Source organism: Nocardia sp. CDC153, assembly GCF_035818515.1.
GTDB lineage: Bacteria > Actinomycetota > Actinomycetes > Mycobacteriales > Mycobacteriaceae > Nocardia.
On record NZ_JAYKYU010000007.1, the window covers coordinates 237,019 to 263,398 of the forward strand.

The window sequence follows — 26,380 nt, forward strand, 5'->3', positions numbered from 1 at the left end:
GCTGTCCTCTCCTGCCTCTCACGATTGCCCCGATACTCGCATAGTTGCATATGGGCCGACAACCCCGATGTGAGTCGGAGTTTGCAGTCACTACGACAAGATTCCCTGGTCTGTAACCCTTGTCACGGTAGAAAGTTAAGCGATATTCTCACGAGCGATCAGCGTGAAAGGACACCGCATGACCTTCCAGCCGCTCGACGAGCCGATCCGCTCGCGTCGCAATCACTGGGTGAACCAGATCGCGACCCACGCGGTGATGCGGCCCGACCACGTGGCCTTCAAGTTCAAGGGCGTGGACACCACCTGGAAGCAACTGCACGAGCGGTCGGAGCGCTTCGCCGACGCGCTGTCCCGTCGAGGGGTCGGGTTCGGCGATCGTGTGCTCATCCTGGCGCTGAACTACACCGAGTACATCGAGGCGGTCATGGGCATCAATGCCCTGGGCGCGATCGCGGTGCCGGTGAACTTCCGGCTCACCCCGCCCGAGGTGGCCTACATCGTGTCCGATTCGGGCGCGAAAGCCATTGTCACCGACGCGATTCTGCAGCCGCTGGCCGTGGGTGTGGCGGGGCAGGCGCCGGAACTGTCGACGGTGGTCGTGATCAACGGACAGACCGGCGAGGGCGTGATCGGCTACGAGGATTTCCTGGCCGAACCCGGCGAACCCCATGCGCCGCTGGACATTCCGGAGGAAACACCCTGCCTGATCATGTACACCTCGGGCACCACCGGCAGCCCCAAGGGCGCGGTGCTCACCCACGCGAACATGAACGCGCAGGCGCTGACCTGTATCCGCGCCATGGAGATCACCCCCGACTCCATCGGCTTCTGCACCTCACCGCTGTTCCACATCGCCGGATTGGGCAGTCTCACCCCGTATTTCCTGCTCGGGGGCAAGACCGTGCTGCATCCCCTGGGCGCGTTCAATGCCACCGAGTTCCTCGACGAGGTCGAGAAGGAGCAGGCCACCGCCGCCTTCTGCGTGCCGGTGCAGTGGCAGCTCATCTGCGAGGAGCCGACGGTCAAGCAGCGCAAGCTGGCGCTGCAGGCGCTGTGCTGGGGCGCGGCCCCCGCCTCGGACACCGTGCTGCGGGCCATGGCCGACTGCTTCCCGAACGCCTTCAACGTGGCCGTCTTCGGGCAGACCGAGATGTCGCCCATCACCTGCGTTTTGGAGGGCAAGGACGCGCTGCGCAAGATCGGTTCGGTGGGTCTGCCCATCCCGACCATTCAGGCCCGCGTCGTCGACGACGAGATGAACGATGTCGCCCCCGGCGAGGTCGGCGAGATCGTCTATCGCGGACCGACTCTCATGCAGGGCTACTGGAACAAGCCCGAGGCCACCGCCGAGGCCTTCCACGGCGGCTGGTTCCACTCCGGGGATCTGGTCCGCCGCGACGAGGAGGGCTTCGTCTACGTGGTGGACCGCAAGAAGGACATGATCATCTCCGGCGGCGAGAACATCTACTGCGCCGAGGTGGAGAACGTGCTCTTCGCCCACCCCAAGATTCACGAGGCCTCGGTGGTCGGCCGCCCGCACGAGAAGTGGGGCGAGGTGCCGGTCGCGGTCGTCGCGCTGGTCGAGGGCGTCGACGAGCTCACCCTCGAGGAGCTGACCCCGTTCCTCAATGAATCCCTGGCCCGCTACAAGCACCCCAAGCACCTGGTGATCGTGCCGGAGCTGCCCCGTAATGCCAGCGGCAAGGTCGTGAAGAACGAACTGCGCAAGCAGTATTCGGCCTAGCCGCGGCGATTTTCAAATCATGTCGCGCGCGGTCAGCCAGCGCATGATCGGCCAGCCGCAGAAGACCGGGAGCCAGCAGGTCAGCACCCGGTAGAGCAGCACGGCGGGGACCGCGATCTCCGCCGAGACACCGAAGGCGGCCAAGCCACCGATGAGGGCGGCCTCCACCGCGCCGACGCCGCCGGGGGTGGGTGCGGCCGAGGCCAGGGTGCCGCCGATCATGGTGACGATGGTGACGGTCACGAAAGTCGTACTGCCGCCGAAGGCTTCGATGCTGGCCCACAGCGCCAGCGCCATGCCGAGGGTGGTGGTGGCGCAGCCGCCGACGATCATGGCCAGCCGCCAGGGCTTGCGGCCCAGATCCTTCAGCTGGCCCAGCACATCGGCCAACTGCGGACGCACCTCGTGGAGCAGCCAGCGCCGGACCGTGGGCACGAACATGGTCACCCCCAGCACCCCGAACAGCGCGCCCGCCACCAGATAGAGCACGGTGGCGTTGGGCACGAAATGCGAGAGGTTGGTGGAGGTTCCGGCCAGCGCGCCGAAGATCAGCAGCAGGATCACGTGGGTGATCACCTGCACGGTCTGCTGCAGGGCGACGGCCGCGGTGGCGCGCACCGCGCCCAGCCCGCCCTTCTGCAGGAACCGCACACTCAACGCCAGACCGCCCACCCCTGCGGGCGTGGTGGTCGCGGCGAAGGTGTTGGCGATCTGCATGAGCAGCAGATTGCGGAACTTCACGGCCTCGGAGGCGCACGCCCACAACGCCATCGCGGCACCCACGTACGTCAGCGCCGACACCGCCAGCCCGAGCGTCGCCCAGCCCCAGTGCAGTTTGTTCAGCTCGCTGAAGAAGGTCGGCACCTGGCTGATGTACGGGTAGGCCACGTACACCAGGCCGATGAGCAGCACCAGCTGGATGATCTGATTGCGCGAGAACCGGGTCACCTGCGCGGCCGCGATCTTGTCCTGCCCGGTCTGGTCGGTGACCTCCTCGCGCAGCCGCTTCATGAGCTCGCCGGCGTCGGGCACCGCCTTGCGCAGATGCGCGGGCATGGCGGTGCGGGTGAGCCGGGCCGAGGCGTCCAGGACCGCCTGCTTGTCGAGGACGTCCAGTGCGGTGCGCACCGCCGTCTCCACCCCGAACACGGCGGCCGAGGACAGCAGCAACTGCGCCACGTCGGAGTCGAAACGCACCTTGTACGCGCCGAATTCGGATTGTACGAAGCCCTCGAACAGCACGGTCTCGTCGTCGAGCACCCGGATCTCGTCGGTGCGCAGATCGCCGTGGGAGATCTGGGCCTGATGCATGCGGTGCAGCGCCCGCCACACCCGGGTGAGCGTCTGCTCCCCGTCGGCGGCGGCCAGCGGCCGGCCCTGGGGCACGGTGTGCGCGTACACCATCCAGCCGCGGTCCAGCTCCGCCACCGTGAGCGGCTTGTTGCTGGCCAGGCCGAGATCGGCGATGGCGAAACCCATCAGCGCCCGATGCTCGACGGCGCGCCGCATGGACGCGAAGGAGGCCGGATACTCGCCGCTGCGCAGCGTGAGCCGACGCTTCAGCTGCTGCAGCATGCCGCGGCTGCGCTGATTGGCTCCGTACAGCTCGAGGATCAGGGCGTTGTCGGGCGCACGGGATTCGCCGGGTGCGGGCTCGGTGCCCGCCGAGGAGGGCGTGTTCGGGGAGGCGGCGAGCTCCGGCTGCGGCACCGTGCTGGCCGAAATCACCAGCGGCCCACGGGCGGCCGGGCGCACCACCTTGAACGCGGTCACCCGGAAACCGCGCTGGGCCAGCACCCGCACCGCCGCGCCGAGCGGCACCTCCAGCGCGGGCGTGCCGACCACCAGCACGATCACCGCGCCGACCAGCCAGCCCACCACCAGACCCAGCGCGGCGCGGGCGGGCACCACCAGCGAGACGAACAGGTGGATCGGCACGAAGGCCAGCAGCAGCGTCCACCACCAGCGTCGCCAGCGCGCGGGCAGCCACGGGCTGGCCACCGTGAGCACCGCGGCCAGCATGGCGATCCAGCGCGGATCGTCGAGGAACTGCGACAGAAAGGTGTTGACCTGCTGCGGTTCCGACAGATGCCAGCGCGGTGCGGAGAACCCGGTGCCGGTGATGGAGAACAGCCCGAGCGCGATGAGTCCCGCGAAGAGGAAGCCCGCCAGCAGTTTCCACTGCCGCTGCAGCACCAGCCGCACCAGGATGGCGAAGGGCAGGGCCAGGATCGCGATGCCGTAGACGATGTAGACCAGGTTGGACTGTTCCGGGGTGAGGAACCCGACGATATTGGAGACCGAGCGCTCCAACTGCTCCCACTGCGGCCGGGTGATCAGCGACCCGGCGATGACGATGGCCACGGCCAACGCGGACAGCACAACGCGCAGAATGTCGGTGGTCCGGCGGATCCGCGGCTGCAGCAGGCTGCCGGAGACGGGAATCTCCCGCCCGTCGACTCGCATGTCCTATTCGCGCTTTCGGATCGTGGGAACGGCTTCGGTCCCATGGTCGGCTGGTGTGAGTATGCGGCAGGCGATGCCGTCACCGGCCACCCAACACGCCGGTAACCGTAACCCGTCGGGGGCGCGATCGACGTTCCGCCCACCGGCACGCCGAACCCAGATATCGGTTTTTCCTGCTTATTACGAGCCTTGAACTTTCCCGTGACCGGCGTGCGAGGATCGGAACGTGGTGCTCGATCTTCGTGTTTGCTTCGTGGGGGAATCGTTCGTCGCGGGGGTCGGTGACCAGAAATGCCTGGGCTGGGCGGGGCGGCTGGCCGTCAGAGCGATCGCCGCGGGCCAGCCGCTCACCTATTACAACCTCGGTGTTCGCCGGGAGAACAGCACCGAGTTGGCCGCGCGCTGGGAGGCCGAGTGCGCGCCGCGGCTACCGCAGGGGGCGGACTGCCGGGTGGTGATCTCCACCGGCGTCAACGACACCCAGTTCGAGGACGGCCGCCCCCGCGTCGAGGTCGAGGACTCGGTGCGCAATCTGGCCGACATGCTGCGCCGGGTGCGGGAAAAGGGCTGGCAGGCAATGGTGGTCGCGCCGCCGCCGAATGTGGACGCCGAGCACAATGCCCGGATCGTGGACCTGGACGCCCGCTTCGCCGACCTCTGCGAGGAGGCCAAGGTGCCGTACCTGCGCACGCATCAGCCGTTGCGCGAGAACCAGATCTGGATGCAGGACGTCGCCGCCGGTGACGGCTACCACCCGGGTGCGGCGGGCTACGACGAGTTCGCGGCGCTGCTCGCGCCTCACTGGCTGCTCTGGCTCGCCGATCCCGGCTCGGAACTGCCTGTGGTGCGCTGAGATTCCGCCTCGACCGCGGATTCGATATTGATCGCGGCGTGGCGGCCGGTGTCGGGTCCGAGCCAGCCCTCGACCATGTTCTCCAACCGCGGCCGTCGGGTCGAGGCCACCAGGCCGGACCCGACGAGCACGCCCATGGCGATGGCCAACACGGTGAGCACCGCGTTCACCACCACGTGCAGACCATTGGGGTCGTTCTTGGTGACCAGCTCCGAGACCCCGGTCAGTCCCATGCCGCCGGGCACCAGCATCCAGAAGGCGGGCAGGAACACCACCTGCGTCGGCGGGGCGTCCTTGCTGCGCTGCACCAGATAGGCCACCGGCACCGCGATCATGCCGCCCAGGAACGAGCCGAGCAGTCCACCGCCGTGCAACTGCTGGCCCAGCTGCTGGCCGCAGAAGGCCGCGTAGAGCACGATCAACAGCCAGCCCAGTGACTTCTTCGGCGCGCTCGCCCGCCAGCTGTGCCCCAGTCCGATCAGCAGCACACCGAGAGCCGGTGTCCACCAACCCAATCCGCCCGAGTGCGGCGGCGTGGCGGGGGTGAGTGTGCCCAGCAGCTGGAGACCGATGAGGATGCCGAAGGCCAGCAGGAGCAGTTTGTTGAAGCCGTAGATGGTGCGGCTGGCCCCGGCCACCATGCTGCCGGTGGCCAATTCGATGGAGCCGTTGGTCAGCGCCGATCCCGGCAGCAGGCTCGACACCGACGGCACCAGCAGCTGGGAGGGATTGCCGCCGCCGAGCGCGTTGGGAAAACCGAAGGACAGCAACGTGACCACCGCGCCCGCGACCACCGGCAGGCCGGTCGAGAGCAGCCGGAACCGGTCGGCGGCCATGATCAGCACCTGCACCACCAGGCCCAGCACGATATAGCCGAGCAGTGCGGTGGAGGTCGGGTTGAGCATGAGGCCCAGCCCGACGGTCAACACCACATTGCCCAGTAGCAGCCGCCACACCGGGGTGGGCTGCGGTGAGGCGAGGATCTCCACCAGCGCGGCGGTCGCCTCGGACGGCGGCGGCACTTCCTTCTTGATCCGGTCGATCAGTTGATACAGCGAGGCGATCTGATCCAGGCGCAGGGTGTCGGAGGCGGCCTCGAGCAGATCCACCGCCGAGCCGCGCGAATCCTGTACGCGCACGAACACTCCCGTGGGCAGCACGAAGAAGTGCACCTCGTCCACGTCGTAGCGGTGGGCCAGATCGTCGAGGATGTCCTGCACGCGCCCGGTGGTCTCACCGGAGCGAATCAGCGCCACGCCCAAATGCCGCAGCAGGTCCAGCAGATCCTGGGAGACCGGCGGTTCCAGTGGCTCCGGCGCTTGGTCGGGCGGCGCGGCGGTCTCGCTGCCGACCCTTTTCAGCCAGCGGTCCATGGATCCCGCGGCCCGCCGGGTGGCCCCGTAGAGGGTGCGGGACACCGGGCCCCGGCCGCGTGACACCCGCCGGTGCTGTGGATGGTGCGCCCGAGGTTCGCTCGTGACTCATCGCCTCCGCTGGCAAATATTTCGCAACACAAAGCACCCTAGCGCGCAGTGGGGCGGGCGGGCCGGAGCGGCAAGGGCTTTTCGACGTCGCCCGCCCGCGACTCGAACCGCCGGGTACGAGAACTGCCGATAGCATCCTGCTGGAATCCCGTCTTCCAGGCCATGGGGTATGCCTACCGGTTGCCCTGTTCCTAACCTGGTGGCATGGATATCGACACGCGACTGCTGCGTTACTTCCTGGCAGTCGCGGATGCGGAGAACCTGCCGCGGGCGGCGACGCGACTGCACGTCGCGCAGCCCGCGCTGGCGACCCAGATCAAACAGCTGGAACAGCAACTGGGAGTGGAGCTGTTCATTCGGTCGCGGGCGGGCTGGACCCTGACCGCGGCGGGAAAGGTGCTGGCCGAACAGGTCCCGGCGTTGCTGGCGTCCTGGGACCGGATACTGCGCGACACCAAGAGCGACGCCAGCCGCGCCTCCCGGGTGCTGCGGCTGGGCTGTGTGAACAGCGCGGCCGACGCGCACATCCCGGAGATCATCCGGGTCTTCCACCGCCTGCACCCGGACTGGCAGGTCGATATCCACACCGGGGGCTGGACCGATCCGACGGCCGGGCTGGACGAGGGCGATGTGGATGTGGCCCTGCTGCGCCTGCCCTTTCCGGGTCAGGAGGAATATCACCTGCGGGAGCTGTTCGCCGAACCGCGCTGGATCGCGCTGCCGCAGGATCATCCGCTCGCCGATCGCGACGATATCGCCTTCCGGGAGCTGTGGGACGAGCCCTATGTCGCCTCGCCCGCGGAAACCGGCTGGTGGCGCGACTATTGGATGGGTCTGGACGCCCGGCCCGCCGATACCGCCATCATCGGGGCCATCGCCCGCAATACCGAGGAGTGGTTGCGCGCCATCGCCAATGGGTTCGGCGTGAGCTTCACCCCGGCCTCGACCGCGCGTACCGAGTATCCCGGCGTGGTGTTCCGGCCGGTGCACGGCATCGGCCCGACCCGGGTGGCGGTGGTGTGGCCCGACGCCTCCGAGGCGGATCCGGTCATGCGCTACTTCATTCGCTGCTGTTCGGACATCATGGGCGGCCAGCACGGCGCGGACGGACGCCGCACCTCCTGAGTTCGACGGCGCACCCGCCGAGTTCGCCCGGAGGGGGCCGCGCGGTCGGACATGATGGGTGCATGAGCGACCAGCACGAGCACTGGCAGCGCACCTACAGCGCGCATCCGGGCATGTACGGTGAGCGGCCGTCGGCGGCGGCCGTGTACGCGGCCGAGGTCTTCCGCGAGACCGGGGCCGTCGACGTGCTGGAGTTGGGCGCGGGTCACGGGCGCGACGCGATCTACCTGGCTCGCCAGGGGTTTCGGGTCACGGCCTCGGACTTCAGCGCGATCGGGCTGGCGCAGCTGCGCGAGCGGGCCGACGCGGCCGGGCTCGGCGACGGCATTCGCACGGTGGAACACGATGTCCGCCAGCCCATTCCGCTGCCGTACCGCAGTGTGGACGCGGTGTACGCGCACATGCTGCTGTGCATGAATCTGAGCACCCAGGAGATTCGCGATCTGGTCGGCGAGATCCGCCGGGTGCTCAAGCCCGGCGGTGCCTTCGTGTACACCGTCCGCACCACCGAGGACGCGCACTACGGCACCGGTAAGGCGCTCGGTGACGACATCTACGAGCACGGCGGGTTCGCGGTGCACTTCTTCTCCCCGGATCTGGTCGACATCCTGGCGACGGGATGGGAACTGCGCGAACGGCATTCGTTCGAGGAGGGCGAGCTGCCGCGACGGCTGTGGCGGGTCACCCAGATGCTGCCGCGGCACTGAGCGGGTCGCTCGGTAAGGCACTGAGCGGGTCGCTCGGTATTCAGCGCTGCTCCAGGAGGGCCATGGCGGCATTGTGGCCGCCGATGCCGCTGACGCCGCCGCCGCGCACCGCGCCCGCCCCGCACAGCAGGATGTTCGGGTGACCGGTCGAGACTCCCCAGCGGGCGGCCGGGCTGTCGTCGTCCGCGTCGCGGTACGGGAAGGCCAGGTCCGCGTGGAAGATATGACCGCCGGGCATGCTGATCTCGCGTTCCAGTTCGACCGGCGTCCGGGCCTCCACGCACGGGTTGCCCTCACCGTCGAGCGCCAGGCAGTCCTGGACGGGCTCGGTCAGGACCGAATTCAGCTGTGCCAGTGTGGCATCCACCAGCCGCTCCTTCGCCCCGCGCGGATCGTCCGCGAAAAGCCGTGCGGGCGTGTGCAAACCGAACAGGGTCAGCGTGTGATAGCCCTGCTCGATCAGCTCCGGTGCGAGGATCGACGGGTCGGTCAGGGTGTGGCAGTAGATCTCCGCGGGCGGTGCCGAGGGCAGCTCGCCCGCGGCCGCCTCCCGATACGCCCGCTCGAGCTGGCTCGCGGACTCGGAGATGTGGAAGGTGCCCGCGAAGGCGGTGCGCGGATCCACCTGCGGGTCACGGAGTTTCGGCAGTCGCCGCAGCAGCATATTGATCTTCAGCTGTGCGCCCTCGGGCTTGGGCGCAGTCTCACCCAGCAGTCCCGCCAGCACGTGCGGCGCGGCGTTCACCAGCACGTGCCGCGCGCTCGCCGTGCCCTCGCCGGTGCGGCAGGCATAGCGCACTTCGGCTGTGCCGCCGTCGGTTTCGACGCCGGTCACCAGGCAGCCGGTGCGGATCTCGGCCCCGGCCGCGCGGGCGGCGGTGGCGAGCGCGTCGGTCAGCGCGCCCATGCCGCCGACCGGCACGTTCCAGTCGCCGGTGCCGCCGCCGATCACGTGGTAGAGGAAGCACCGGTTCTGCAGCAGCGACGGGTCGTGGGCGTGGGTGAAGGTGCCGATGAGCGCGTCGGTGAGCACCACGCCGCGCACGGTGTCATCGGCGAATCGGGCCTCCACCGACTCGCCCAGGGGCCGTTCGAAGATCGTGTCCCAGGCCGCGGAATCGCCTAGGGTGCGCTGTAATTCGGCGCGCGTGGGCAGCGGCTGGGTCAGGGTCGGGAAGACGCGCTCGGCGACGCGCCCGGTCATGGCGTAGAAGTCCTGCCAGGCCGCCCAATCCCGCTCGGACCCGGTGACCTGGGCGAAGCTGGCGCGGGTGGCCGCCTCGGAGCCATTGTCCACCAGCAGCCCGGTGTCACCGACCGGCGTGTAGGAGGAGATGCGCCGTTTGCGAACCTCGAACTGCAGGTCCAGATCTCGCACCAGGCGCTGCGGCAGCAGGCTCACCAGATACGAGTAGCGCGACAGCCGCGCGTCGAAGCCCGGAAACACCCGCTCCGACACGGCCGCGCCGCCGGTGTGGTCCTGGCGTTCCAGCACCAGCACCGAGCGCCCGGCCCGGGCCAGATAGGCGGCGGCCACCAACCCGTTGTGGCCGCCGCCCACCACGATCACGTCGTACCCGGCCCGGCCGGGGCTACCCGCTCGCGTCATGCCACCATCGCATCACACTCGCTGCGGCGCAGGGGGCTAGCGGGTGGTCATGTCGAGGGCGGCCAGATGGCTGAACAGCACCGACGCGCCGATCGGATTGCCGCCGCCCGGATAGACCGTGCCGCTCACGGCGGCCATGGTGTTGCCCGCGGCGTAGAGGCCCGGAATCGGTTCGCCCGCTCGGTTCAGCACGCGCGCGGCCCTGTCGGTGCGCAGCCCACCCTTGGTGCCGAGATCGGAGATGCCGAACGCGGCGGCATGGAAGGGACCCCGCGTGATCGGGGTCAGGGGCGGTTCGCCATTGCTGAAGGCGCGGTCGTAGGCCTCGTCGCCGCGACCGAAATCCGGGTCCACGCCCTCGGCGGCGAACTTGTTGAAGCGCGTCACGGTGGCGACCAAAGCGTCGGCGGGAACACCGATTTCGGCGGCCAGCTGCTCGAGGGTATCGGCGGTCTTCCACAGGCCCGCCTCGACGTAGCGTTCGGTCTCGACCATCGGCACATTGCTGGCCTTGATGGGCGGCACCGGGCCTTCGGTGTCGTCGTAGATCATCCAGAACGGCAGGGTCGCCGAGCCGTCGTTCAGCTGCTCGATGATGTCGCGGCCGAGTCGGTCGTAGGGCGCGGATTCATTGACGAACCGTTCGCCCGCCTGGTTGACGAAGATGCCGCCGGTGAACCACAGCGCGAACGCGGCCCGCCCGTCCGGATGGATCAAACCCGGCGACCACCACGCCTGATCCATCAGATCGGTGTCCGCGCCCACCGCGATGCCCGCCTCGAGCGCGCGGCCCTGATTTCCCCACGGCCCCATGGTGTCCCGGGCCACGCCGGGCACGCCGTAGCGTTGCCGCAGCTCGTCGTTGCCCTCGAAACCGCCCGCCGCCAACAGCACGCCCTTGCGCGCCCGAATGGCCACCCGCCGCCCGTCCCGCTCCGCGATCGCACCGGTCACCGCGCCGCCCTCGGTGACCAGCTCGACCAGCGGGGTGTTCAGGTACAGAGCAGCGTTGGGGTACTTGGACAGTCCGAGCAGGAACCGCCCGACCAGGGCGCGCCCGCCGATCAGATAGTCCGGCTGCGGATCGCCGTGCCGGTCGGTGCCCAGTGGACCGCGCACGGATGCGCTGAGCGCACCGAGCTTCTTGGCGGCCAACGGGGCAGGAACGATGTGGCGCTTGCCGTCCGTGCGCGCCTTGGGTGCTTTGCCGAAATAGTCGGGCCACGGGAACATCTGGAATTTGAACGCCTCGTCCTGCTCCAGGTATTCGATGACCTTCGCCCCGGTGCGGACGTAGGTCTCTTGCAACGCGGCCGGGGTGCGGTCGCCCACCACGGAGTGGAAGTAGGTGAGCGCGTCCTCGAGGGTGTCGTCCACACCCTCGCGCCGCAGCACCGGATTGCACGGGAACCAGACTCCGCCGCCGCCCGAATACGAGGTGGTGCCACCGAATTTCTCGGTGGCCTCCACCACCGCCACGGTCAGTCCCTCGCGGGCCGCCGTATAGGCTCCGGCCAGGCCGCCGCCCGTGCCGGCCACCAGGACATCGACTTCTTCGTTCCAGTCCGTCACCGTTAACTCCCTGAAAGACGCGGTCTCTCCGCGACGGTATGCGCCGGGAACGCCGGACGCAGCAGAAGTCCCGATGGCCGGATGAGCCGATCAGTCGGTCCAGGGGGTGAGCACGATCTTGCCGCGCACCCGACCGGATTCACTGAGCTTGTGCGCCTCGGCGATATCGGCCAGCGACATGACCCGGTCGATCTCGCCGCGCAGCCGCCCGGCCACCACCAGCGCGGCCACCTCGGCCAGGTCCGCGCCGGACGGATGGAAGTAGAGGCGGTAGTAGCGGGGATCGGCGAGCGGCTCCTCGCCCTGGGCGTCGATCACGCGGCCGTTCGGGGTGAGCACGAGCAGGGAGCGCTCGGAGTAGTCGCCGCCGACCAGATCGAAGGCGATGTCGACATCGGCGACCGCGGTGGTGAAATCGGTTGTCGTGTAATCGATCAGCTCGTCCGCGCCGAGTCCGCGCAGGAACTCGTGATTGGCGGCGCGCGCGGTTCCGATCACGTAGGCCCCGCGCGCCTTGGCCATCTGCACCGCCAGATGGCCCACGCCGCCCGCCGCCGCGTGCACCAGAACCCGTTGTCCCGGTTGCACTTCGGTGAGCGCCTGCCAGGCGGTCAGGGCCGCCGTCGGTAGGGCGGCGGCGTGCACGTGATCGATCTCCACCGGCTTGCGGGTGAGGAACTCCCCCGGTACCACCACGTATTCGGCGTAGGCCCCGTTCCGACTCACGATATTGCCGAAAACCTCGTCACCGGGCGCGAATTCGGTGACACCCGCGCCGACCTCGGTGACCACACCGGACAGGTCGAAGCCCAGCGTGAGCGGCGGCGGCCCCAGCCTGGTGACCACGCCCGAGCGCAGTTTCCAGTCGGCGGCATTGATCGAGGTGGCGGCCACCCGGACCAGCACCTCGCCGTCGCCGGGACGCGGGATGGGAACCCGGACCGTCTCGAGCACATCCGGGCCGCCGAGAGTCTGCTGGGTGATCGCTTTCATGGCGTCGCTCGTCATGATCTCGATCTTGCGCTCGGTAGTATCGCAGGGGAAGAAGGCACTATTTCGATCCCGAGGTACCTCATGGATACCGTCTCCGACTGGGAGCCATCCGGCAATCTGGTGGAAAGCTACCTGCGGCGCTGTCCCGCGCGCGACATTCTCGCGGTGCTCGCGGACAAGTGGGTGCTGCTGGTGCTGGGCACCCTGCGCAAGGAGGGCGGCCCGATCCGGTTCAACGAATTGCGCCGCCGCCTCGACGGCATCACCCAGAAGGTGCTCACCCGCACCCTGCGCGACCTGGAACGCGACGGGCTGGTGCGGCGCACCGTGTATCCGACGGTGCCGCCGCGGGTGGAGTACGAATTGACCGACCTCGGCGCGGATCTGGGCGTGATCACCCACGCCATGGGCCAGTGGGCGCTGCGCCACGCGGATGAAATCGGTGCCGCCCGAGTAGAATTCGACGAGCGGGCGGCGCGGGACCCGGAACCGGTCAGACTCTGACGGCCAGCACGGTGGCGTGCGGGGTCCGCTCGTCCGGGCGGGCTGCCCGGGACAGGCTGGCGGTGACTCGGAAGCCGTGCGCGGCAAGGGTTTCGGTGAAGGTGTCCGGTCCCCAGCGATAGGCGAGCGCGACCTTGTGCGCGTACTCGGTGACACCGGTGGGTTCGTCGGCGGCCTGGAAGGCGAACACGGCCTGTCCCCCGGGCCGCACCACCCGGGCGAATTCGGTCAGGATCGCGGGCACGCGCACCGGTGGGGTGTGAATGATGGAGTACCAGACCACGATTCCGGCCAGCGCACCGTCGGCGTAGGGCAGCTCCTCCATCGGCCCGACCTCGAAGGGAATGTCGGGGTGGGCCGCGCGCGCCAGCCGGATCATCTCGGGCGACAGATCGAGCCCGGACATCTCCAACCCGGCCGCCGCGAGATGGGCGGCCACCCGCCCGGGCCCGCAGCCGATCTCGGCCACCGGACCGAATCCATTGTCCCGCACCGCCTCCGCGAAGGCCTCGAGCATCATCCGGTCGAACACATTGTCGTGCAACTGCCGCTGGAACAGACCGGCGTACAGCTCGGCGACCCCGTCGTAGGCGGCCCGGGTGATGCGCATGTCCTCGGGTTCGATCATGGTTCGAGCCTAGGCGCCCGCGCCGCCGCCGATCGCACCCGTGGCGGGCGAGCGCACCGGCTGATCCAGACCGTTCAACAGGACCCGCAGCGGGGCCGCGGGCGGCATCAGGGTGCGCAGGGGCCACACCGCCCGCCGCGCCAGCCGACGCAGGTCCCGCGGCAGGGCGGGCAGCCGAAGTTCGATGCGCCACAGCGGATAGCGGTGATCGGGATGCTGCCACCCGTCGCGCAGCATGAGTTTGAGCACCCGCGGCGACAGGGCGCGCGCGGCGGCGCTGGCCAGTTCCAGGCGCAGCAGGTCGTGATCGCGGTCGATGCGGGCGCGATGCGGTTCACCCGCGTCCACGGTCAACTGCCCGGGCTCGGTGAGATCGGCGATCAGTCCGGCGAGTTCCTCGAAGAACTGCGCCCATTCGCGCTCGTGGGCGCGATGCGCGGCCCGCTGCTGCTCGATGATCAGCCGGCGGTCGCGATCGGCGGCCGGGACCAGATACAGCTCCACGGTGTCGGTCTCGGCGATCACGCCCAGGGTGAGTCCGGCATCCGGCCAGGCCGGACCGTGCGACTGCCCCAGCACCCCGTGCCGGGGTACGCCGAACTCGGCGCGGAAACCGTCCACCGCGCGGGCGTGGGCGGCGTCGCGTTGCTCGCGCACCTCGGCGGGCAGGCCCTCGTCGTAGAGGAAGGATTCGATGCTGTCGCTGAGCGTGACGCAGACGGCCTCGAGCCGATCCCCGTCGAAACAGAAGCGGGCGCGCGGATCGTCCACGCGTAGGTCGGTGTCGGCCCACACCGTGCGCTCGCCGGTATCGCTGTCGTGCACCGGTTTCCAGCCGGCGGCCGCCGCGAAGCCCGCGAGATCGGCGCGGGTCCAGGTCCAGTCGAAGTCGCGGGCCGCGCGGGCGATCTCGATCCCGGCGGGCACGTCCACCCGCAGCGGTCCGGCATCGAAGTCGTAGGTGGCGTGGCGGCGCAGGAACTCGGCCCGCTGGCTGCGCGAGGTGGGATGCGGCGGCACGTCCAGCACGGACACGTCCAGGTCCGGGCCGCCCTCCACCCAGGCGTCGGCGACCAGTTCGGTGATGGCGGTCGCGCCGACCGTGCGCAGGGCGTCCACGGTGCGCAGTGCCAGGCCGCTCATGGCGACGCTGCCCGCGCGCCGCGACAGGGTGCGCGACCAGTTCGCCTCGCGCGGCGGCGTCCACCCCTGATCGATGAGCCGCTGCTCGATCTCGGGCGTGTATCGCCAAGTCGGATCGATGAATTCGCTGCGGGCCAGTTCACCGGTCAGCTGTTCGGGCCCGGCCTCGAACTGCACGAAGCGCCCGCCGGGCACGGTGATCACCAGACGCCCGTCCACCGGCAAGGTCTCCAGGAAGCCCGCCAGATTCTCCGCGAAGCGACCCCAGCCGCCCGCGGCGCTGCGGCGGCGGGCGAGCTCGTGGCGGCGGTCCATCCAATACCGTTGCGCGGTCGGGTTCACCAGCAGCAGGTCGACGGTGTCGAATCCGATGGTCAAGCCCGCGAACACATTCGCGAACCGCCAGGCCACCCCCTCGGCCGGGCCCGCGTCGGCGCTCTCCGGTTCGCCCCAGTGATCGGTGAACACGGCGGTGGCGCGGGCCAGGGCGGCCTCGAGGAGTTCGCGGCTGCCGGCATCGGTGGGCGCGGGGCAGTCGGAGATGGTGATTCGCACATGGTCGAGCCCGCGTTCACTGCCCCAGAACATGGCCGAGTCCCACCACACCGACAGTCCGGTGCGGGAGAACACGGGACCGTTGCGCAGCGTGCCGACCGGTTGCGGGCTACTCCATCCGACCAGTCGGGAGAATTCGGAGACATTGCCGGACCCCCACCGCCAGCCGAACCCGGCTGCCGCTCTGACGATCTCGACCGCACCCGCGGTATCGACACGCACCTCGAAACCCACCCCGCGACACTAACCCCGGCCGCGGGGGTGCCGGGCCGCGAAGGGTCTCAGTGCTCCATCGGGAATTGGGAACTGCCCGCGTCACCCGCCGGAATGATCGGCAGGACCAGCGCCGACGGGTGGTCGGCGTCGTGGAAGATGGTCTGGGTCGCGACCTGCGTATTCGTATTCGCCCCGAACGGATCACCGGTGTTCGGATTGGGTGCGAACTGCGGGAAGTCACTGCTCGAGACCTCGACGCGAATCCGGTACCCCGCCTTGACGAGATAGCTGGTCGGCCAGATGTCGATCGTGTACTTGTAGGGCTGGCCGGGCGTGATGGGCGACGGGTGCTCGAGCGAATCCCGGAACGCCGCCCGGATGATGCCGTTGTTCAGGTTCACCGTCGACCCGTCCGGGGCCACCGCTACCAGTTTCGCGGTGAAATCGGTGTCGGGCGCGGTCGAGGCGGCCCATAGCGTCATGCGGGTCGGGCCGGTCAGTTCGGTGTCGGCGGCCATCGGGGCGGTGGTGTAGGTCAACACGTCCGAGCGCTGCTCGACCACGAACTGATCCACCGGCCCCTGCGGTCCGGACGACGCGCCGCAACACGAGTGCCCGCCCGCGCTGGGCACAGGATTGAGCGGGTCGTAGGCGTACTTGTCCGGCTGCTGGGGATCCTTCGGGGCGTCGGTGGTGAGCTGGCCGACGCGGCCCGCGACGCCATTGCCGCCATTGCCCGACAGGTAGTAGGTGGTCCACTTCGTATTCGGCAGCGGCCAGGCCGACGCGGACTTCCACTTGTTCGCGCCCATCAGGAAGTAATCGACGACTGGCTTGCCGGAAACCTTGTTGTCCTTGCCCTTCAGGAAGTGGTCGTACCAGGCGAGCATGAGATCGTTGATCGGGCTGTCGCCCGCCGCACCGGTGGCGGCCAGCATCGGCGTCTCGATATTGGTGCCCGGCCGCCCCCAGCCGACGTGATCCCACGGACCCAGCACCAGCCGCTGATTCGACTTGGCCTCGGGCGTACCGCCGTTCGCGACCATTCCGGCGAAGTTCTCCACCCCGCCCGCCAGGAACGCGTCGTACCAGCCCTCGACATCGAGCACGGGGACTTTGACATTCGCATAGCGGTCGCGAATGCTCCACTGCTTCCAGTAGTCGTCGCGGGTGGAATGGGAGATCCAGTCGTAGAACCACGGGGCGATATTCGGATCGCCCGGGTGTAGCGGCGGAAACTGCTGGTACGGGCGGAATCCCAGCCACCTGGTGTAGTCCGCGCCGTCGATCTGCAGCTGTTTGGCGGTGCCGGTGTCGCCGCGATTGACCGCGGCGCTGGCCCCGATGGTCTCCATGGCCCACGGTTCCACGAACGCCAGCCGGAACGCGCCGCCCTCGTAGTTCCAGCCGTCGTAGTAATCCGAGGAGGTGTTGGCGGGCACGATCGTGGTCAGGTGGGGCGGCGCGCCGACGGCCGCGAGCCACTGTGTCGCACCGACATACGAGGAGCCGTACATGCCGACCTTGCCATTGGAGCCCGGCAATCCGGCCGCCCATTCCACCGAGTCGTAGCCGTCGTTGGTGTCATTGCCGAACTCGGTGAAGGTGCCGCCCGACTGGCCCTGGCCCCGAATGTCCTGGACCACAACCAGATAGCAGTGCGAGGCGAACCAATCCGGTGTCTGGTACCGGGACGGCTGAATCTGCGCCGCCGACTTCCCGTACTGGGTGCGCATGAGGATGACCGGCACCGGGTCGTTCGTCTTCGGTTTGTACACATCGGACTTCAGCACGACGCCGTCCCGCATGGTGGCGGGGACGTTCTCCTGCTTGTCCACCGCGCAGGACCCGCGACCGCCCGATGGTGGCCAGCTGCTCGCGGCCGGTGGTGTCCCGTTGTCCGCGCCGCTGCCGCAGCCCGCCGCGAGCAGTGCGGCCGTGGCCGCCACCGCTGCGGCCCGGATGATACGAACGCGCCCTCTTCCGCTCCGCCTCATCAATCGACCGTAACCCAGCGCGCAAGCCCGGCCCCCGAGAAACCGCACCCGATTTTAGGGGCTTGACCTGGGACTACTCGGCCGCTCAAAGATTCTCGCTAATTTTCAGCAACAGAATCGAGGAACTGGACGATAGGTACATCGAGCGTGCGTGGCGACGGGAACTGCCCCCGTCGTCACGCCGCTTGTTCGCCCGCTCGAGCGAGAGGACCTACGTCGATGAGATCCATTCGAAGCGTTTTTGCCTTGATCGTGGCATTGGTCGCACCACTGCTGGTCGCCGTATCCGGCGGCGGCGCAACAGCATCGGCGGCATTCGATCCCGCCGCCTTCGACTTCTGGGTCGACTCCCCGACCATGGGACCCATCAAGACCCGCATCCTGCGCGCGGCCGACGGCAATACCGACCGGGTCGTCTACGCCCTGGACGGCATGCGCGCCCGCGAGGACCTCAGCGGCTGGGAGATCGAGACCAACGTGGCCGAGGCCATGGCCGCGGCCAATATCAATGTGGTCATGCCCGTCGGCGGCCAGTCCAGCTGGTACGCCGACTGGAACGCACCCAGCTCCTTCCTGGGCATTCCGCCCGGCACCGGCTCCTCCAACACCGGCTCCGGCGCGACCGACATCCTCGGCGGCGGCCCCGGCAAGAGCTACCGCTACACCTGGGAAACCTTCCTCACCAACGACCTGCGCTGGGCGCTGCGAGATCGCCTGGGCTTCAACCCGAATCGCAATGGCGTCTTCGGATTGTCCACGGGCGGTTCGGCGGCCCTCACCCTCGCCGCCTACCACCCCGACCAATTCAGCTTCGCGGGCGCCTTCTCCGGCTACCTCAACAACTCCGCCCCCGGCATGCGCGAGGCCATCCGCCTCGGCATGATCGACGCCGGCGGCTACAACGTCGACTCCATGGCCCCGCCCTGGGGCCCCCAATGGCTGCACATGGACCCCTTCGTCTTCGCCCCCAACCTCGTAGCCAACAACACCCGCCTCTACATCTCCGCCGCCAGCGGCCGCCCCACCGCCCAGGACGGCCCCACCATGGGCACCGTCAACGGCATGGCCCTCGAAGCCCTCGCCCTCGCCAACACCCGAGCCTTCCAAGTCCGCATGGCCACCCTGGGCGCCACCAACGTCACCTACTCCTTCCCGGAGTACGGCATCCACGCCTGGAACACCTGGCAAGACGAGGCCTACCGCATGCTCCCCGACCTCTCCGCCAATATCGGCTGATTATCACCGCGCGGCACGTGCCCTCGGCCGTGCGCAGGGTGTTCGATTCTCGGTATGACCACCGAAGACGGCCTATACCAAGACAATCGCCTCACCGCCGACGCCCACGGCCTCACCGTGCGCGGCTACTACTTCCCCACCGCCACCGCGAAACACATCCCCTACGAAGCGATCCGCGCCATCCACCGCTACCCCATGACCACCTGGTCCGGTCGGGGCCGCCTCTGGGGCACCTCCGACCCCCGCTTCTGGTTCCCCCTCGACCCCACCCGAACCCGCAAAACCACCGCCTACGTCCTAGACCTCGGCCGCCGCATCCACCCCGTCCTCACCCCCGACAACCCCACCGCCTTCGAAACCACCCTCCACACCCACAACCTCACCATCACCCCCCATGACTCCGCCCGCGACCTCAAACGAGAACTGTGAGCGGAGGCGGGCGGCTCGGCTCAGCGAGCCGCGCCACACACCCTCAGTGCCCCGCGTAGACCGAGATGCCCTGTGCCACAAGATTCTCGGTGCCGGGCACGGACACCGAGAACACCTCCTGTCCACCAAGGCTGGTGATCTCGGTGATGCGGTCCCAGTGGGTCATCCCGCGGGTTTCGAGCAGCGCTCTGACTTCGTGCCAGACCTCTTTTGGGATCGTGTCGACATTGGTGTTGGAATCTATTGCGTCGGGATACAGGCTTCGCCAATCACGCCGCGGGCACCATGGCAACCGACGTCGTATAGGAAGGTGATAGTCAGCCGATGCGGTGCTGGCAAACGGAGAGTGCTGACCCGAGCCGCTGCGTACTCGTCTCGGACCGCCGTGATGCCGAAATGCTTGGCGGCAGCAGCGACCGCGGACAGGTTGTCCTCGTCGATACTGGCGTAGCGGATCGGTTGGCGTTTGACGAAGGAGCCGTCACCGATCATGTGCGCCAGCATGATCACCTCGGCGAATCGTTCGGAGGCGAGGCGCACGCGCATGACCTCGCCGGGGTTGGAGATCACCTCTGCGACCGGTCGGGGAACGAACCTCATCAGTTCATCGAGCGACCATACGAGTGGTCGTTCTCCATTGCGGTGCAGAGACTTTACTGATATTGCCGCACCATTGTCGGCGCGGAAGACGCGCGCGGATGGGGCTAGACCGCCCAGTCCACTATTGAAGTTGTTGGTGCACTTACCGATTGACTCATCGTGAGTATGGCTTTCGGGCACAGAAAGACTGTAAGTCGAATCTGTGTTCGAGGGAAGTGAATTTCTAGCCTCGAGCCATATCGACGAAGCGGCTCAAATGCAGCTGGTGCGCAACGGTAATCGTGGCGGTTGGTCCGTTTCGGTGCTTTCCGAGGATCAAATCCGCTTCGCCACCTCGAGGGTCATCCCGTTCGAAAGCATCGGGCCTATGTAACAAAATGACCATATCGGCATCTTGCTCCAAACTTCCCGATTCGCGCAAATCGGACACCATGGGGCGCTTGTCGGTTCGCTGCTCGGGACCACGGTTGAGCTGCGAAATCGCGATTACGGGTACCTCGAGCTCCTTCGCCAGAAGCTTGAGGCTACGGGAGAATTCGGAGACTTCCTGCTGGCGGGATTCGACCTTTTTGCCCGATGTCATCAGCTGGAGGTAGTCGACCACGACGAGGCGTAGATCGTGGCGTTGCTTGAGCCGTCGGGCCTTGGCTCGAATTTCCATCATCGTGAGATTCGGCGAATCATCCACGAACAGCGGGGCTTCCGAGATCTCACTCATTCGCCGCGCGAGCTTCGTCCAGTCGTCATCGCTCATGCGGCCCGAACGCATATCGCCCAGTTTGATTTTCGCTTCCGCGGATAGGAGACGCATGACGATTTCGGTGCGGCTCATTTCGAGGGAGAAGATGACGCTCGCAAGGCCGTGCTTGATCGAGCAGCTGCGCATGAAATCCATGCCCAGCGTCGAGTTGTGAGTCGGCACCATGGTGGGACTGGCGAGGTAGAGGTGGTCGCGATTGTCGACCTCGACGCAGCGGACCGGGACGCTCTCGACCTTTCGAACGTCGACGATGTGTCGGCGCTCCGAGTGGTTGGTTGCCGGTACCCAGTGATTCAGTGCGTCATCGGGAGTCCGCAGGCTGTGAGCGATTTCGCCGGTAGTCCGGATTTCGGCATGCGGTCCGTGCATGCGCGAGACCGTGGGCCACAGGTGCTCTTCATCTGCGACGATCACGGAGCCGTCGGAGAATTCGACCTCGTAGCACGGGCGGCCGAGCATCACTTGGGTGGTGGCAAGGACCCGCGTCGGCTGGCCTTGCAGGTCCAGCAGCTCGTCGCCGACCTGGACCTCGCCCATCGTGGTCCAGCCGGTTGGAGTGGGCAGAGGCGTGTCGAGGGCGAGGGCCTTGCCGACGCCAGGGCGCGCCGCGACGATGATCATTTGGCCTGGGTGGAGGCCGTTGGTGATTTCGTCTAGTTCGGTGAAACCGGTTGGTACGCCTAGGGAGATGCCGCCTCGGCTGGCGATGGAGTCGAGTTCGTCCATCGTGGGCTGGAGGATGTCGGTGAGGGGGGCGAAGTCTTCGGAGGAGCGGCGTTCGGTGACGTCGTAGAGTTCGGCCTGGGCTCGGTCTACGACCTCGGCCACGTCTTGGCCGTCGGCGCCGGCGTAGCCGTATTGGACGATGCGGGTGCCGGCTTCGACCAGGCGGCGCAGGATCGCCTTTTCCGCAACGATTTCGGCGTAGTAGCCGGCGTTGGCGGCGGTGGGGACGGTTTGGGTCAGGGTGACCAGGTAGGGGGCGCCGCCGATGCGCTTGAGTTCGCCGCGGCGGTCCAGGGTGGCGGCGACGGTGACGGGGTCGGCGGGCTCGCCGCGGCCGTAGAGGTCGAGGATGGCGTCGTAGACGGCCGCGTGGGCGGGGCGGTAGAAGTCGCCGGGGCGGATCACCTCGACCACGTCGGCGATGGCGTCCTTGGACAGCAGCATGCCGCCGAGGACGGATTGTTCGGCGGCCATGTCGTGGGGTGGCTGGCGGCCGAAATCCTCGCCGGGGGCGTCGGGATAGTCGGCGGGTCCGTGATCGTCGTGGCCGCGATCGTCGACGACTGCCATCGGCTCGACCGTCCTCTCTCCTCGCGCCCGCAACGACGTGCATGACCGTTGTACGCCTGCGCACCGACATGTTCGGGTCGCCACGCGGAGCCGCCGCGCCGAGCTGCGAAGGCGCCGTGGCAAACCCGCGAGGGGAGCGCTGGGAACACGGAGTCGTGCCGTCCCCGGGCAGTGGTCACGACATCGAATGCGAACCTAGGCGACCGGGTGGGCGGCCGCCAAACCGAGCTGTGTACACACCTGTGGATAACGTGGGTATTGTTCACCAACCGTTGTGCACCCCCTGTGGAGAACTTGGGGACAACGGTCGATGTAGTGCCTCAATGCACTGGTAGTGGCGGAATTCTCAGTGTGAGCAACTGTGGATCAATTCGGTGCGGCGTGTCGCTGGTCGATAACGTCCGGGCGTGTTGGGTAAACGGACGGTCTCGAGCCTGTGACCTGGCACACAACGAGAATGGTTGGTTTGCTGAGCAATCCACACCCCGGGCGAACGCCGCGGGTCACGCCTGCCGAAACCTCGCGCGCCCGGCGGCCAGGAACCCACAGCCACTCTCCGGCAAACAAAGAAAATCGGAGGCCACCCCCACTGGGAAGGTGGCCTCCGACGAACCGAATTACTCGGCGGCGGTGACCTGCAGGTCGACCTTGGCGATCACATCCGGGTGCAGGTGCACCACGACACCGTGCTTACCGGTGCTCTTGATGTGGGCCTTCGGCAGCTCGATGCTGCGCTTGTCGACGACCGGGCCACCGGCGGCCTTGATGGCCGAGGCGACATCGGCGGCGGTGACCGAACCGAAGAGCTTGCCGGTGCCCGCGGTCTTGACCGCGAGGGACACGCCGGACAGACCCTCGAGGGCCTGCTTCAGCTCGTTGGCGTGGTCCAGGTCGCGCACGCGACGGGCGTCCTGCGCCCGGCGGATGCCCTCGACCTGCTTCTGCGCGCCACGGGTGGCCACGATGGCCAGCCCGCGCGGGAGCAGGAAGTTACGGCCGTAGCCGTCCTTGACCTCCACGGTGTCGCCGGGCGCACCGAGGTTGTCGACATCAGCGGTGAGGATCAACTTCATTGCTGTGCCTTCCTTTCTCAGCGAGCGGTGGACACGTAAGGCAGCAGGGCCACCTCACGCGAGTTCTTCACGGCGACAGCGATATCGCGCTGGTGCTGGACGCAGTTGCCGGTCACCCGGCGCGCACGGATCTTGCCGCGGTCGGACACGTACTTGCGCAGCAGCGCGGTGTCCTTGTAGTCGATCTTCGCGCCAGCAGTGTTGTTCTTCTTGCCAGCCTTGTCTTCCTTGCAGAAGGTGCAAGCCTTCTTCTTCAGCACCTTTTCGCGTGCCGGTGCTTTGGCCATGGTCTTTCACTCCGTAATTTCGGGAGCCGCCTGGAAGGAGCTCCTAAGGAAGCCGTTGTCTAGAACGGCGGTTCATCGTCCATTGGGCCGCCCCCGAAGGAGCCGGCCGCGGGCGCACTGCCCCACGGGTCGTCGCCGGCGCTCTGGCCGCCACGACCCCCACCACTGTTGCCACCACCGGAGAAGCCGCCGCCTTGCTGGCCGCCGCCCTGTCCGCCGCCGCCGAAGCCGCCGCCACCACCGCCACGGGTGGTCTTGTTGACCTTCGCGGTCGCGTACCGCAGCGAGGGACCCACCTCGTCGACCTCGAGTTCGACGACCGTGCGCTTCTCACCCTCGCGGGTTTCGTAGGAGCGCTGCTTGAGTCGTCCGCTCACGATCACTCGCGAGCCGCGGGTCAGGCTCTCGGCGACATTCTCCGCAGCTTCACGCCAGATGTTGCAGCGCAGGAAAAGCGCTTCGCCGTCTTTCCATTCATTGGTATTACGGTCGAACACACGGGGAGTCGACGCGACCGTGAAGTTCGCGACGGCCGCTCCCGCGGGCGTGAATCGAAGCTCGGGGTCAGCCGTCAGATTGCCGATGACGGTGATGACCGTGTCGCCTTGGGCCATGGTTCCTCCTGCTTTCCGGTGCAGTCCGCAACGCGCTCCATGCATGAGCACGGTTTGCCAGTCAGCCTAGAGATAGGGACCGACGGTTTACGAGCGACGTTGCGGGAGGACTGGACTTACTTCTTGTCGGTACGCAGCACCTTGGTGCGCAGCACCGACTCGTTCAGGCCCAGCTGGCGATCGAGCTCACTCACGGTCTCGGACTTGGCGGTCAGGGTGACAACCGCGTAGATGCCCTCGGCCTGCTTGTTGATCTCGTAGGCGAGACGGCGGCGGCCCCAGATGTCGACGTTGTCGACCTTGCCGCCCTCGGCACCGATGACACCGAGCATGGTGTTCAGATTCGGGCCGACGGTGCGCTCGTCCAGGCTCGGATCGAGAATGACCATCACTTCATAATGACGCACGGACCTCATCACCTCCTGTGGACTGTGAACGGCCCACGGACTGTCCGTGGGCAGGAGGGTTCGTTGCGTCAGCAACCCGACAAGGCTACATGAGGCCGCGTGAGCTGCGAAATCGGGTCGGTTCCGAGTTGAACGAGCGGACACGCCGAAGGTCGGCCTAGGGTGGGGCGCATGTCGAACCGACCCGTCGTCCGCGAATTGGTTTCTCGCCGTCGCGATTCGGGTCGATCCATGTTCGCGATCGCGTCGACACTCGTGTGCGGCATCACATTGTGGATCGCCTATATGAACAAGGCGCGCTGCGCGGGCGGGACCTTCGAGGAGTCGGGCCGCAGCGCGATCTTCGACGTGATCAAGGATTCGCACGTCTGCTATTCCGATATTCAGTACCTATGGCTGGGTCGCGGGATCAATGAGCACGTCTTTCCCTATATAACCGGCGGCATCACCCCCGACGGCCAGTTGACCGGCGGCGCGGTCGAGTATCCGGTGCTGAGCGGGTTGCTCATGTGGGTCGGTGGGATCGGCTCGCACAATGACGCGGACTTCCTCTTCCACTCGGCGCTGCTGCTGGCCCCGTTCGCGCTGCTCACCGCCTATCTGCTGGCCCGGATGGCGGGTCCGCCGGCGCTGCTGTGGGCGGCCGGGCCGCCGCTGATCCTCTACGCCTTCCACAATTGGGAACTGCCCGTGGTCGCGACCGCGGTCGCGGCGTTCTATGTGATGACGGTGCTGACCCGGTATTCGCTGCGGGATCGGGCGATCGCCGCGGCGGTATTCCTGGCGATCGGTTTCTGTTTCAAGCTGTATCCGGGAATTTTCCTGCTGCCGTTGCTGATCTACGTGCTGGTCGGTGAACACCCCTTGCGCGAGAAGCGATTCGATGTGCGCGGCGCGCTCATGGTGGCGGCCACCGCCATCGGCACGGTGGTGGCGATCAATCTGCCGTTCGCGCTCGCGGGGTACGACGGGTGGCGGGCGTCGATCACCTTCCAGCAATTGCGGCAGGCCGATATCACCACCAATTCCATTTGGTATTGGGGTCTGGGCCCGTTGTTCGCCAATACCCGCAGTGGCTACGACACGTTCCAGGCCATGGTGTCGGTGGCCTCGCCGACGCTGATCGTGGCGTCGTTCGCGCTGGCGTGCTGGCTGGGGTGGCGGAAGTATCAGCTGTCGGGGATCTATCCGTGGATCGGCGTCAGCGGCGCCATGCTGTGTGGATTCCTGTTGTTCCACAAGGTGCATTCGCCGCAGTACACGCTGTGGCTGATCCCGTTCCTGGTGCTGCTGGAAGTGCCGTGGGGTCTGATCGTCGCCTATCTCATGGCCGACGCCTGCGTGGGTATCGGCGTCTTCCGCTACTTCTATGCCCTGGGCGCGGGCCGCAATGCCGAGTTCGAGCAGAACATCGTGCAGATCGGCGTGTGGGGGCGGGCCGCGCTGCTGGCCATTTTCTTCCTGCTGTTCATCGGCGCTCGGGCGCGCTCACACGGTCGCCTCGGTGTTCCGGGCGCGGTAGGCCTTGATCTTGGCCCGGTTGCCGCAGACCGTCATGTCGCACCACCGGCGCGAACCGCCGCGTGAGGTATCGAGGTAGAGGCGCGAGCATTCGCTGCGCCCGCACTCCTTGAGCCGTTCCCGATCCGGACCGCCGAGCAGTTCGAGGGCCGAGCGGGCGATCGCAGCCAGCACGGAATCGATTGTGCCGGTGCGCGTTACGGTCCCGTCGGGGCACAGGAACAGGTCGGGCATCCGATCGTTCGCGTGCCGATTCACCAGTGCGGCGTCGTCCGCGGCCGGGTGCTCACCGTGCAGGGCCGCCTGCATGATGCGCCAGGCCGCCTCGCGCAGCAGCTTGGCGCGGTCGAGCGCGCCGGCGCAGTCGGGTGCGGTGTCGAGCACGCCCGCCGCGACGGCCCACTCGCTCAGATCCGCTTCGGTGGTGAGCCGCTCGATGTAGGTCGTGCGCCGTTCCTGCGCGGTGCCGATGAAGTTCAGGGCCAGGTTCCCGCTGACGAACAGGTGGGGATCGCCGGAAATGGACATGCCTCCGATGGTAACCCCCTTGACAGGTTACGC

At 67.6% G+C, this 26,380-nt stretch carries 24 protein-coding genes; 8 read left to right on the forward strand and 16 right to left on the reverse strand.

The genetic code is table 11. The annotated features are described in order from the left end of the window. Window positions 1-178: 178 nt before the first annotated feature. On the forward strand, window positions 179-1,744 hold the full coding sequence (gene fadD5 / locus VMT65_RS34295; RefSeq protein ID WP_326312826.1) for a fatty-acid--CoA ligase FadD5: 1,566 nt from the start codon (window positions 179-181) through the stop codon (window positions 1,742-1,744). A gap of 12 nt (window positions 1,745-1,756) precedes the next feature. Here the strand turns inward: fadD5 and VMT65_RS34300 are convergent, their stop codons facing one another. After that, on the reverse strand, window positions 1,757-4,210 hold the full coding sequence (locus VMT65_RS34300) for a lysylphosphatidylglycerol synthase domain-containing protein (protein WP_326312827.1): 2,454 nt from the start codon (window positions 4,208-4,210) through the stop codon (window positions 1,757-1,759). A 226-nt stretch (window positions 4,211-4,436) separates the two neighbouring features. On the opposite strand from VMT65_RS34300, the gene VMT65_RS34305 reads away from it, so the two are divergent. Then, the gene (locus tag VMT65_RS34305) at window positions 4,437-5,063 is read left to right on the forward strand and encodes a GDSL-type esterase/lipase family protein (protein ID WP_326312828.1); all 627 of its coding nucleotides are present in this window, start codon (window positions 4,437-4,439) and stop codon (window positions 5,061-5,063) included. Here the strand turns inward: VMT65_RS34305 and VMT65_RS34310 are convergent. Continuing rightward, complete coding sequence (locus VMT65_RS34310; protein ID WP_326312829.1) at window positions 5,009-6,502, reverse strand: threonine/serine ThrE exporter family protein; 1,494 nt, start codon at window positions 6,500-6,502, stop codon at window positions 5,009-5,011. The two genes, VMT65_RS34305 and VMT65_RS34310, sit on opposite strands and share 55 nt — an antisense overlap. Window positions 6,503-6,751: 249 nt before the next feature. Between VMT65_RS34310 and VMT65_RS34315 the strand changes: the two genes are divergently transcribed. Then, window positions 6,752-7,672: a LysR family transcriptional regulator gene (locus VMT65_RS34315; protein ID WP_326312830.1), complete on the forward strand. Its 921-nt coding sequence runs from the start codon at window positions 6,752-6,754 to the stop codon at window positions 7,670-7,672. 62 nt (window positions 7,673-7,734) lie between these two features. Next, entirely contained in the window at window positions 7,735-8,379 is a 645-nt protein-coding gene (locus VMT65_RS34320) for a class I SAM-dependent methyltransferase (RefSeq protein WP_326312831.1), read from the forward strand. Window positions 8,380-8,419: 40 nt separating this feature from the next. On the opposite strand, the gene VMT65_RS34325 is transcribed toward VMT65_RS34320, so the two are convergent. From VMT65_RS34325 to VMT65_RS34335, 3 genes are all read right to left on the reverse strand, one after another. Beyond that, a complete protein-coding gene (locus VMT65_RS34325; protein ID WP_326312832.1) occupies window positions 8,420-9,988 on the reverse strand; it encodes a phytoene desaturase family protein in 1,569 nt (522 codons plus the stop codon). Between the two features lie 36 nt (window positions 9,989-10,024). Then, the gene (locus VMT65_RS34330; protein WP_326312833.1) at window positions 10,025-11,560 is read right to left on the reverse strand and encodes an FAD-binding protein; all 1,536 of its coding nucleotides are present in this window, start codon (window positions 11,558-11,560) and stop codon (window positions 10,025-10,027) included. A 90-nt stretch (window positions 11,561-11,650) separates the two neighbouring features. Continuing rightward, the gene (locus VMT65_RS34335) at window positions 11,651-12,568 is read right to left on the reverse strand and encodes an NADP-dependent oxidoreductase (protein ID WP_326312834.1); all 918 of its coding nucleotides are present in this window, start codon (window positions 12,566-12,568) and stop codon (window positions 11,651-11,653) included. Between the two features lie 66 nt (window positions 12,569-12,634). Between VMT65_RS34335 and VMT65_RS34340 the strand changes: the two genes are divergently transcribed. Next, the gene (locus VMT65_RS34340) at window positions 12,635-13,057 is read left to right on the forward strand and encodes a winged helix-turn-helix transcriptional regulator (RefSeq protein WP_326312835.1); all 423 of its coding nucleotides are present in this window, start codon (window positions 12,635-12,637) and stop codon (window positions 13,055-13,057) included. On the opposite strand, the gene VMT65_RS34345 is transcribed toward VMT65_RS34340, so the two are convergent. From VMT65_RS34345 to VMT65_RS34355, 3 genes are read right to left on the reverse strand one after another with little or no spacing between them, the layout of a single operon-like run. Beyond that, on the reverse strand, window positions 13,047-13,685 hold the full coding sequence (locus VMT65_RS34345; protein WP_326312836.1) for a class I SAM-dependent DNA methyltransferase: 639 nt from the start codon (window positions 13,683-13,685) through the stop codon (window positions 13,047-13,049). The genes VMT65_RS34340 and VMT65_RS34345 overlap by 11 nt on opposite strands. A 9-nt stretch (window positions 13,686-13,694) precedes the next feature. Then, complete coding sequence (locus VMT65_RS34350; RefSeq protein WP_326312837.1) at window positions 13,695-15,617, reverse strand: DUF6301 family protein; 1,923 nt, start codon at window positions 15,615-15,617, stop codon at window positions 13,695-13,697. A gap of 47 nt (window positions 15,618-15,664) precedes the next feature. Further along, window positions 15,665-17,596, reverse strand: a complete 1,932-nt coding sequence (locus VMT65_RS34355) for a CocE/NonD family hydrolase (protein WP_442790355.1) — start codon at window positions 17,594-17,596, stop codon at window positions 15,665-15,667. Between the two features lie 219 nt (window positions 17,597-17,815). On the opposite strand from VMT65_RS34355, the gene VMT65_RS34360 reads away from it, so the two are divergent. Then, window positions 17,816-18,832, forward strand: coding sequence for an alpha/beta hydrolase (locus tag VMT65_RS34360; protein WP_326312838.1), 1,017 nt, complete (start codon window positions 17,816-17,818; stop codon window positions 18,830-18,832). Between the two features lie 54 nt (window positions 18,833-18,886). After that, window positions 18,887-19,261 carry a hypothetical protein gene (locus VMT65_RS34365; protein WP_326312839.1) on the forward strand — a complete coding sequence of 125 codons (375 nt, stop codon included), beginning with the start codon at window positions 18,887-18,889 and terminating at the stop codon, window positions 19,259-19,261. A 43-nt stretch (window positions 19,262-19,304) separates the two neighbouring features. Here VMT65_RS34365 and VMT65_RS34370 read toward each other — a convergent pair whose 3' ends face one another. From VMT65_RS34370 to rpsF, 7 genes are all read right to left on the reverse strand, one after another. Further along, window positions 19,305-19,427, reverse strand: coding sequence for a hypothetical protein (locus VMT65_RS34370; RefSeq protein WP_326312840.1), 123 nt, complete (start codon window positions 19,425-19,427; stop codon window positions 19,305-19,307). A gap of 74 nt (window positions 19,428-19,501) precedes the next feature. Continuing rightward, window positions 19,502-20,041: a hypothetical protein gene (locus VMT65_RS34375; RefSeq protein WP_442790356.1), complete on the reverse strand. Its 540-nt coding sequence runs from the start codon at window positions 20,039-20,041 to the stop codon at window positions 19,502-19,504. Between the two features lie 43 nt (window positions 20,042-20,084). Continuing rightward, entirely contained in the window at window positions 20,085-21,917 is a 1,833-nt protein-coding gene (gene dnaB, locus VMT65_RS34380) for a replicative DNA helicase (RefSeq protein ID WP_326312841.1), read from the reverse strand. 617 nt (window positions 21,918-22,534) lie between these two features. Beyond that, window positions 22,535-22,990, reverse strand: a complete 456-nt coding sequence (gene rplI, locus VMT65_RS34385; RefSeq protein ID WP_326312842.1) for a 50S ribosomal protein L9 — start codon at window positions 22,988-22,990, stop codon at window positions 22,535-22,537. Between the two features lie 17 nt (window positions 22,991-23,007). Beyond that, window positions 23,008-23,277 carry a 30S ribosomal protein S18 gene (rpsR, locus tag VMT65_RS34390; RefSeq protein WP_040814320.1) on the reverse strand — a complete coding sequence of 90 codons (270 nt, stop codon included), beginning with the start codon at window positions 23,275-23,277 and terminating at the stop codon, window positions 23,008-23,010. A 59-nt stretch (window positions 23,278-23,336) separates the two neighbouring features. Beyond that, window positions 23,337-23,891: a single-stranded DNA-binding protein gene (locus VMT65_RS34395; protein WP_326312843.1), complete on the reverse strand. Its 555-nt coding sequence runs from the start codon at window positions 23,889-23,891 to the stop codon at window positions 23,337-23,339. A 116-nt stretch (window positions 23,892-24,007) separates the two neighbouring features. Further along, on the reverse strand, window positions 24,008-24,298 hold the full coding sequence (rpsF, locus tag VMT65_RS34400; RefSeq protein ID WP_326312844.1) for a 30S ribosomal protein S6: 291 nt from the start codon (window positions 24,296-24,298) through the stop codon (window positions 24,008-24,010). A gap of 231 nt (window positions 24,299-24,529) precedes the next feature. Here rpsF and VMT65_RS34405 point away from each other — a divergent pair, with 231 nt between their 5' ends. Then, entirely contained in the window at window positions 24,530-25,885 is a 1,356-nt protein-coding gene (locus VMT65_RS34405) for a glycosyltransferase family 87 protein (RefSeq protein WP_326312979.1), read from the forward strand. On the opposite strand, the gene VMT65_RS34410 is transcribed toward VMT65_RS34405, so the two are convergent. Further along, a complete protein-coding gene (locus VMT65_RS34410) occupies window positions 25,787-26,347 on the reverse strand; it encodes a CGNR zinc finger domain-containing protein (RefSeq protein ID WP_326312845.1) in 561 nt (186 codons plus the stop codon). The two genes, VMT65_RS34405 and VMT65_RS34410, sit on opposite strands and share 99 nt — an antisense overlap. Window positions 26,348-26,380: the final 33 nt, after the last annotated feature.

Excerpts from the sequence above, each read along its gene's own strand:
- fadD5 (WP_326312826.1), top strand. The coding sequence starts at position 179 with ATGACCTTCCAGCCGCTCGACGAGCCGATCCGCTCGCGTCGCAATCAC.
- VMT65_RS34300 (WP_326312827.1), bottom strand. The coding sequence starts at position 4,210 with ATGCGAGTCGACGGGCGGGAGATTCCCGTCTCCGGCAGCCTGCTGCAG.
- VMT65_RS34315 (WP_326312830.1), top strand. The coding sequence starts at position 6,752 with ATGGATATCGACACGCGACTGCTGCGTTACTTCCTGGCAGTCGCGGAT.
- VMT65_RS34320 (WP_326312831.1), top strand. The coding sequence starts at position 7,735 with ATGAGCGACCAGCACGAGCACTGGCAGCGCACCTACAGCGCGCATCCG.
- VMT65_RS34325 (WP_326312832.1), bottom strand. The coding sequence starts at position 9,988 with ATGACGCGAGCGGGTAGCCCCGGCCGGGCCGGGTACGACGTGATCGTG.
- VMT65_RS34335 (WP_326312834.1), bottom strand. The coding sequence starts at position 12,568 with ATGACGAGCGACGCCATGAAAGCGATCACCCAGCAGACTCTCGGCGGC.
- VMT65_RS34340 (WP_326312835.1), top strand. The coding sequence starts at position 12,635 with ATGGATACCGTCTCCGACTGGGAGCCATCCGGCAATCTGGTGGAAAGC.
- VMT65_RS34345 (WP_326312836.1), bottom strand. The coding sequence starts at position 13,685 with ATGATCGAACCCGAGGACATGCGCATCACCCGGGCCGCCTACGACGGG.
- VMT65_RS34355 (WP_442790355.1), bottom strand. The coding sequence starts at position 17,596 with ATGAGGCGGAGCGGAAGAGGGCGCGTTCGTATCATCCGGGCCGCAGCG.
- VMT65_RS34360 (WP_326312838.1), top strand. The coding sequence starts at position 17,816 with ATGAGATCCATTCGAAGCGTTTTTGCCTTGATCGTGGCATTGGTCGCA.
- VMT65_RS34365 (WP_326312839.1), top strand. The coding sequence starts at position 18,887 with ATGACCACCGAAGACGGCCTATACCAAGACAATCGCCTCACCGCCGAC.
- VMT65_RS34370 (WP_326312840.1), bottom strand. The coding sequence starts at position 19,427 with ATGACCCACTGGGACCGCATCACCGAGATCACCAGCCTTGGTGGACAG.
- dnaB (WP_326312841.1), bottom strand. The coding sequence starts at position 21,917 with ATGGCAGTCGTCGACGATCGCGGCCACGACGATCACGGACCCGCCGAC.
- rplI (WP_326312842.1), bottom strand. The coding sequence starts at position 22,990 with ATGAAGTTGATCCTCACCGCTGATGTCGACAACCTCGGTGCGCCCGGC.
- rpsR (WP_040814320.1), bottom strand. The coding sequence starts at position 23,277 with ATGGCCAAAGCACCGGCACGCGAAAAGGTGCTGAAGAAGAAGGCTTGC.
- VMT65_RS34395 (WP_326312843.1), bottom strand. The coding sequence starts at position 23,891 with ATGGCCCAAGGCGACACGGTCATCACCGTCATCGGCAATCTGACGGCT.
- VMT65_RS34405 (WP_326312979.1), top strand. The coding sequence starts at position 24,530 with ATGTTCGCGATCGCGTCGACACTCGTGTGCGGCATCACATTGTGGATC.
- VMT65_RS34410 (WP_326312845.1), bottom strand. The coding sequence starts at position 26,347 with ATGTCCATTTCCGGCGATCCCCACCTGTTCGTCAGCGGGAACCTGGCC.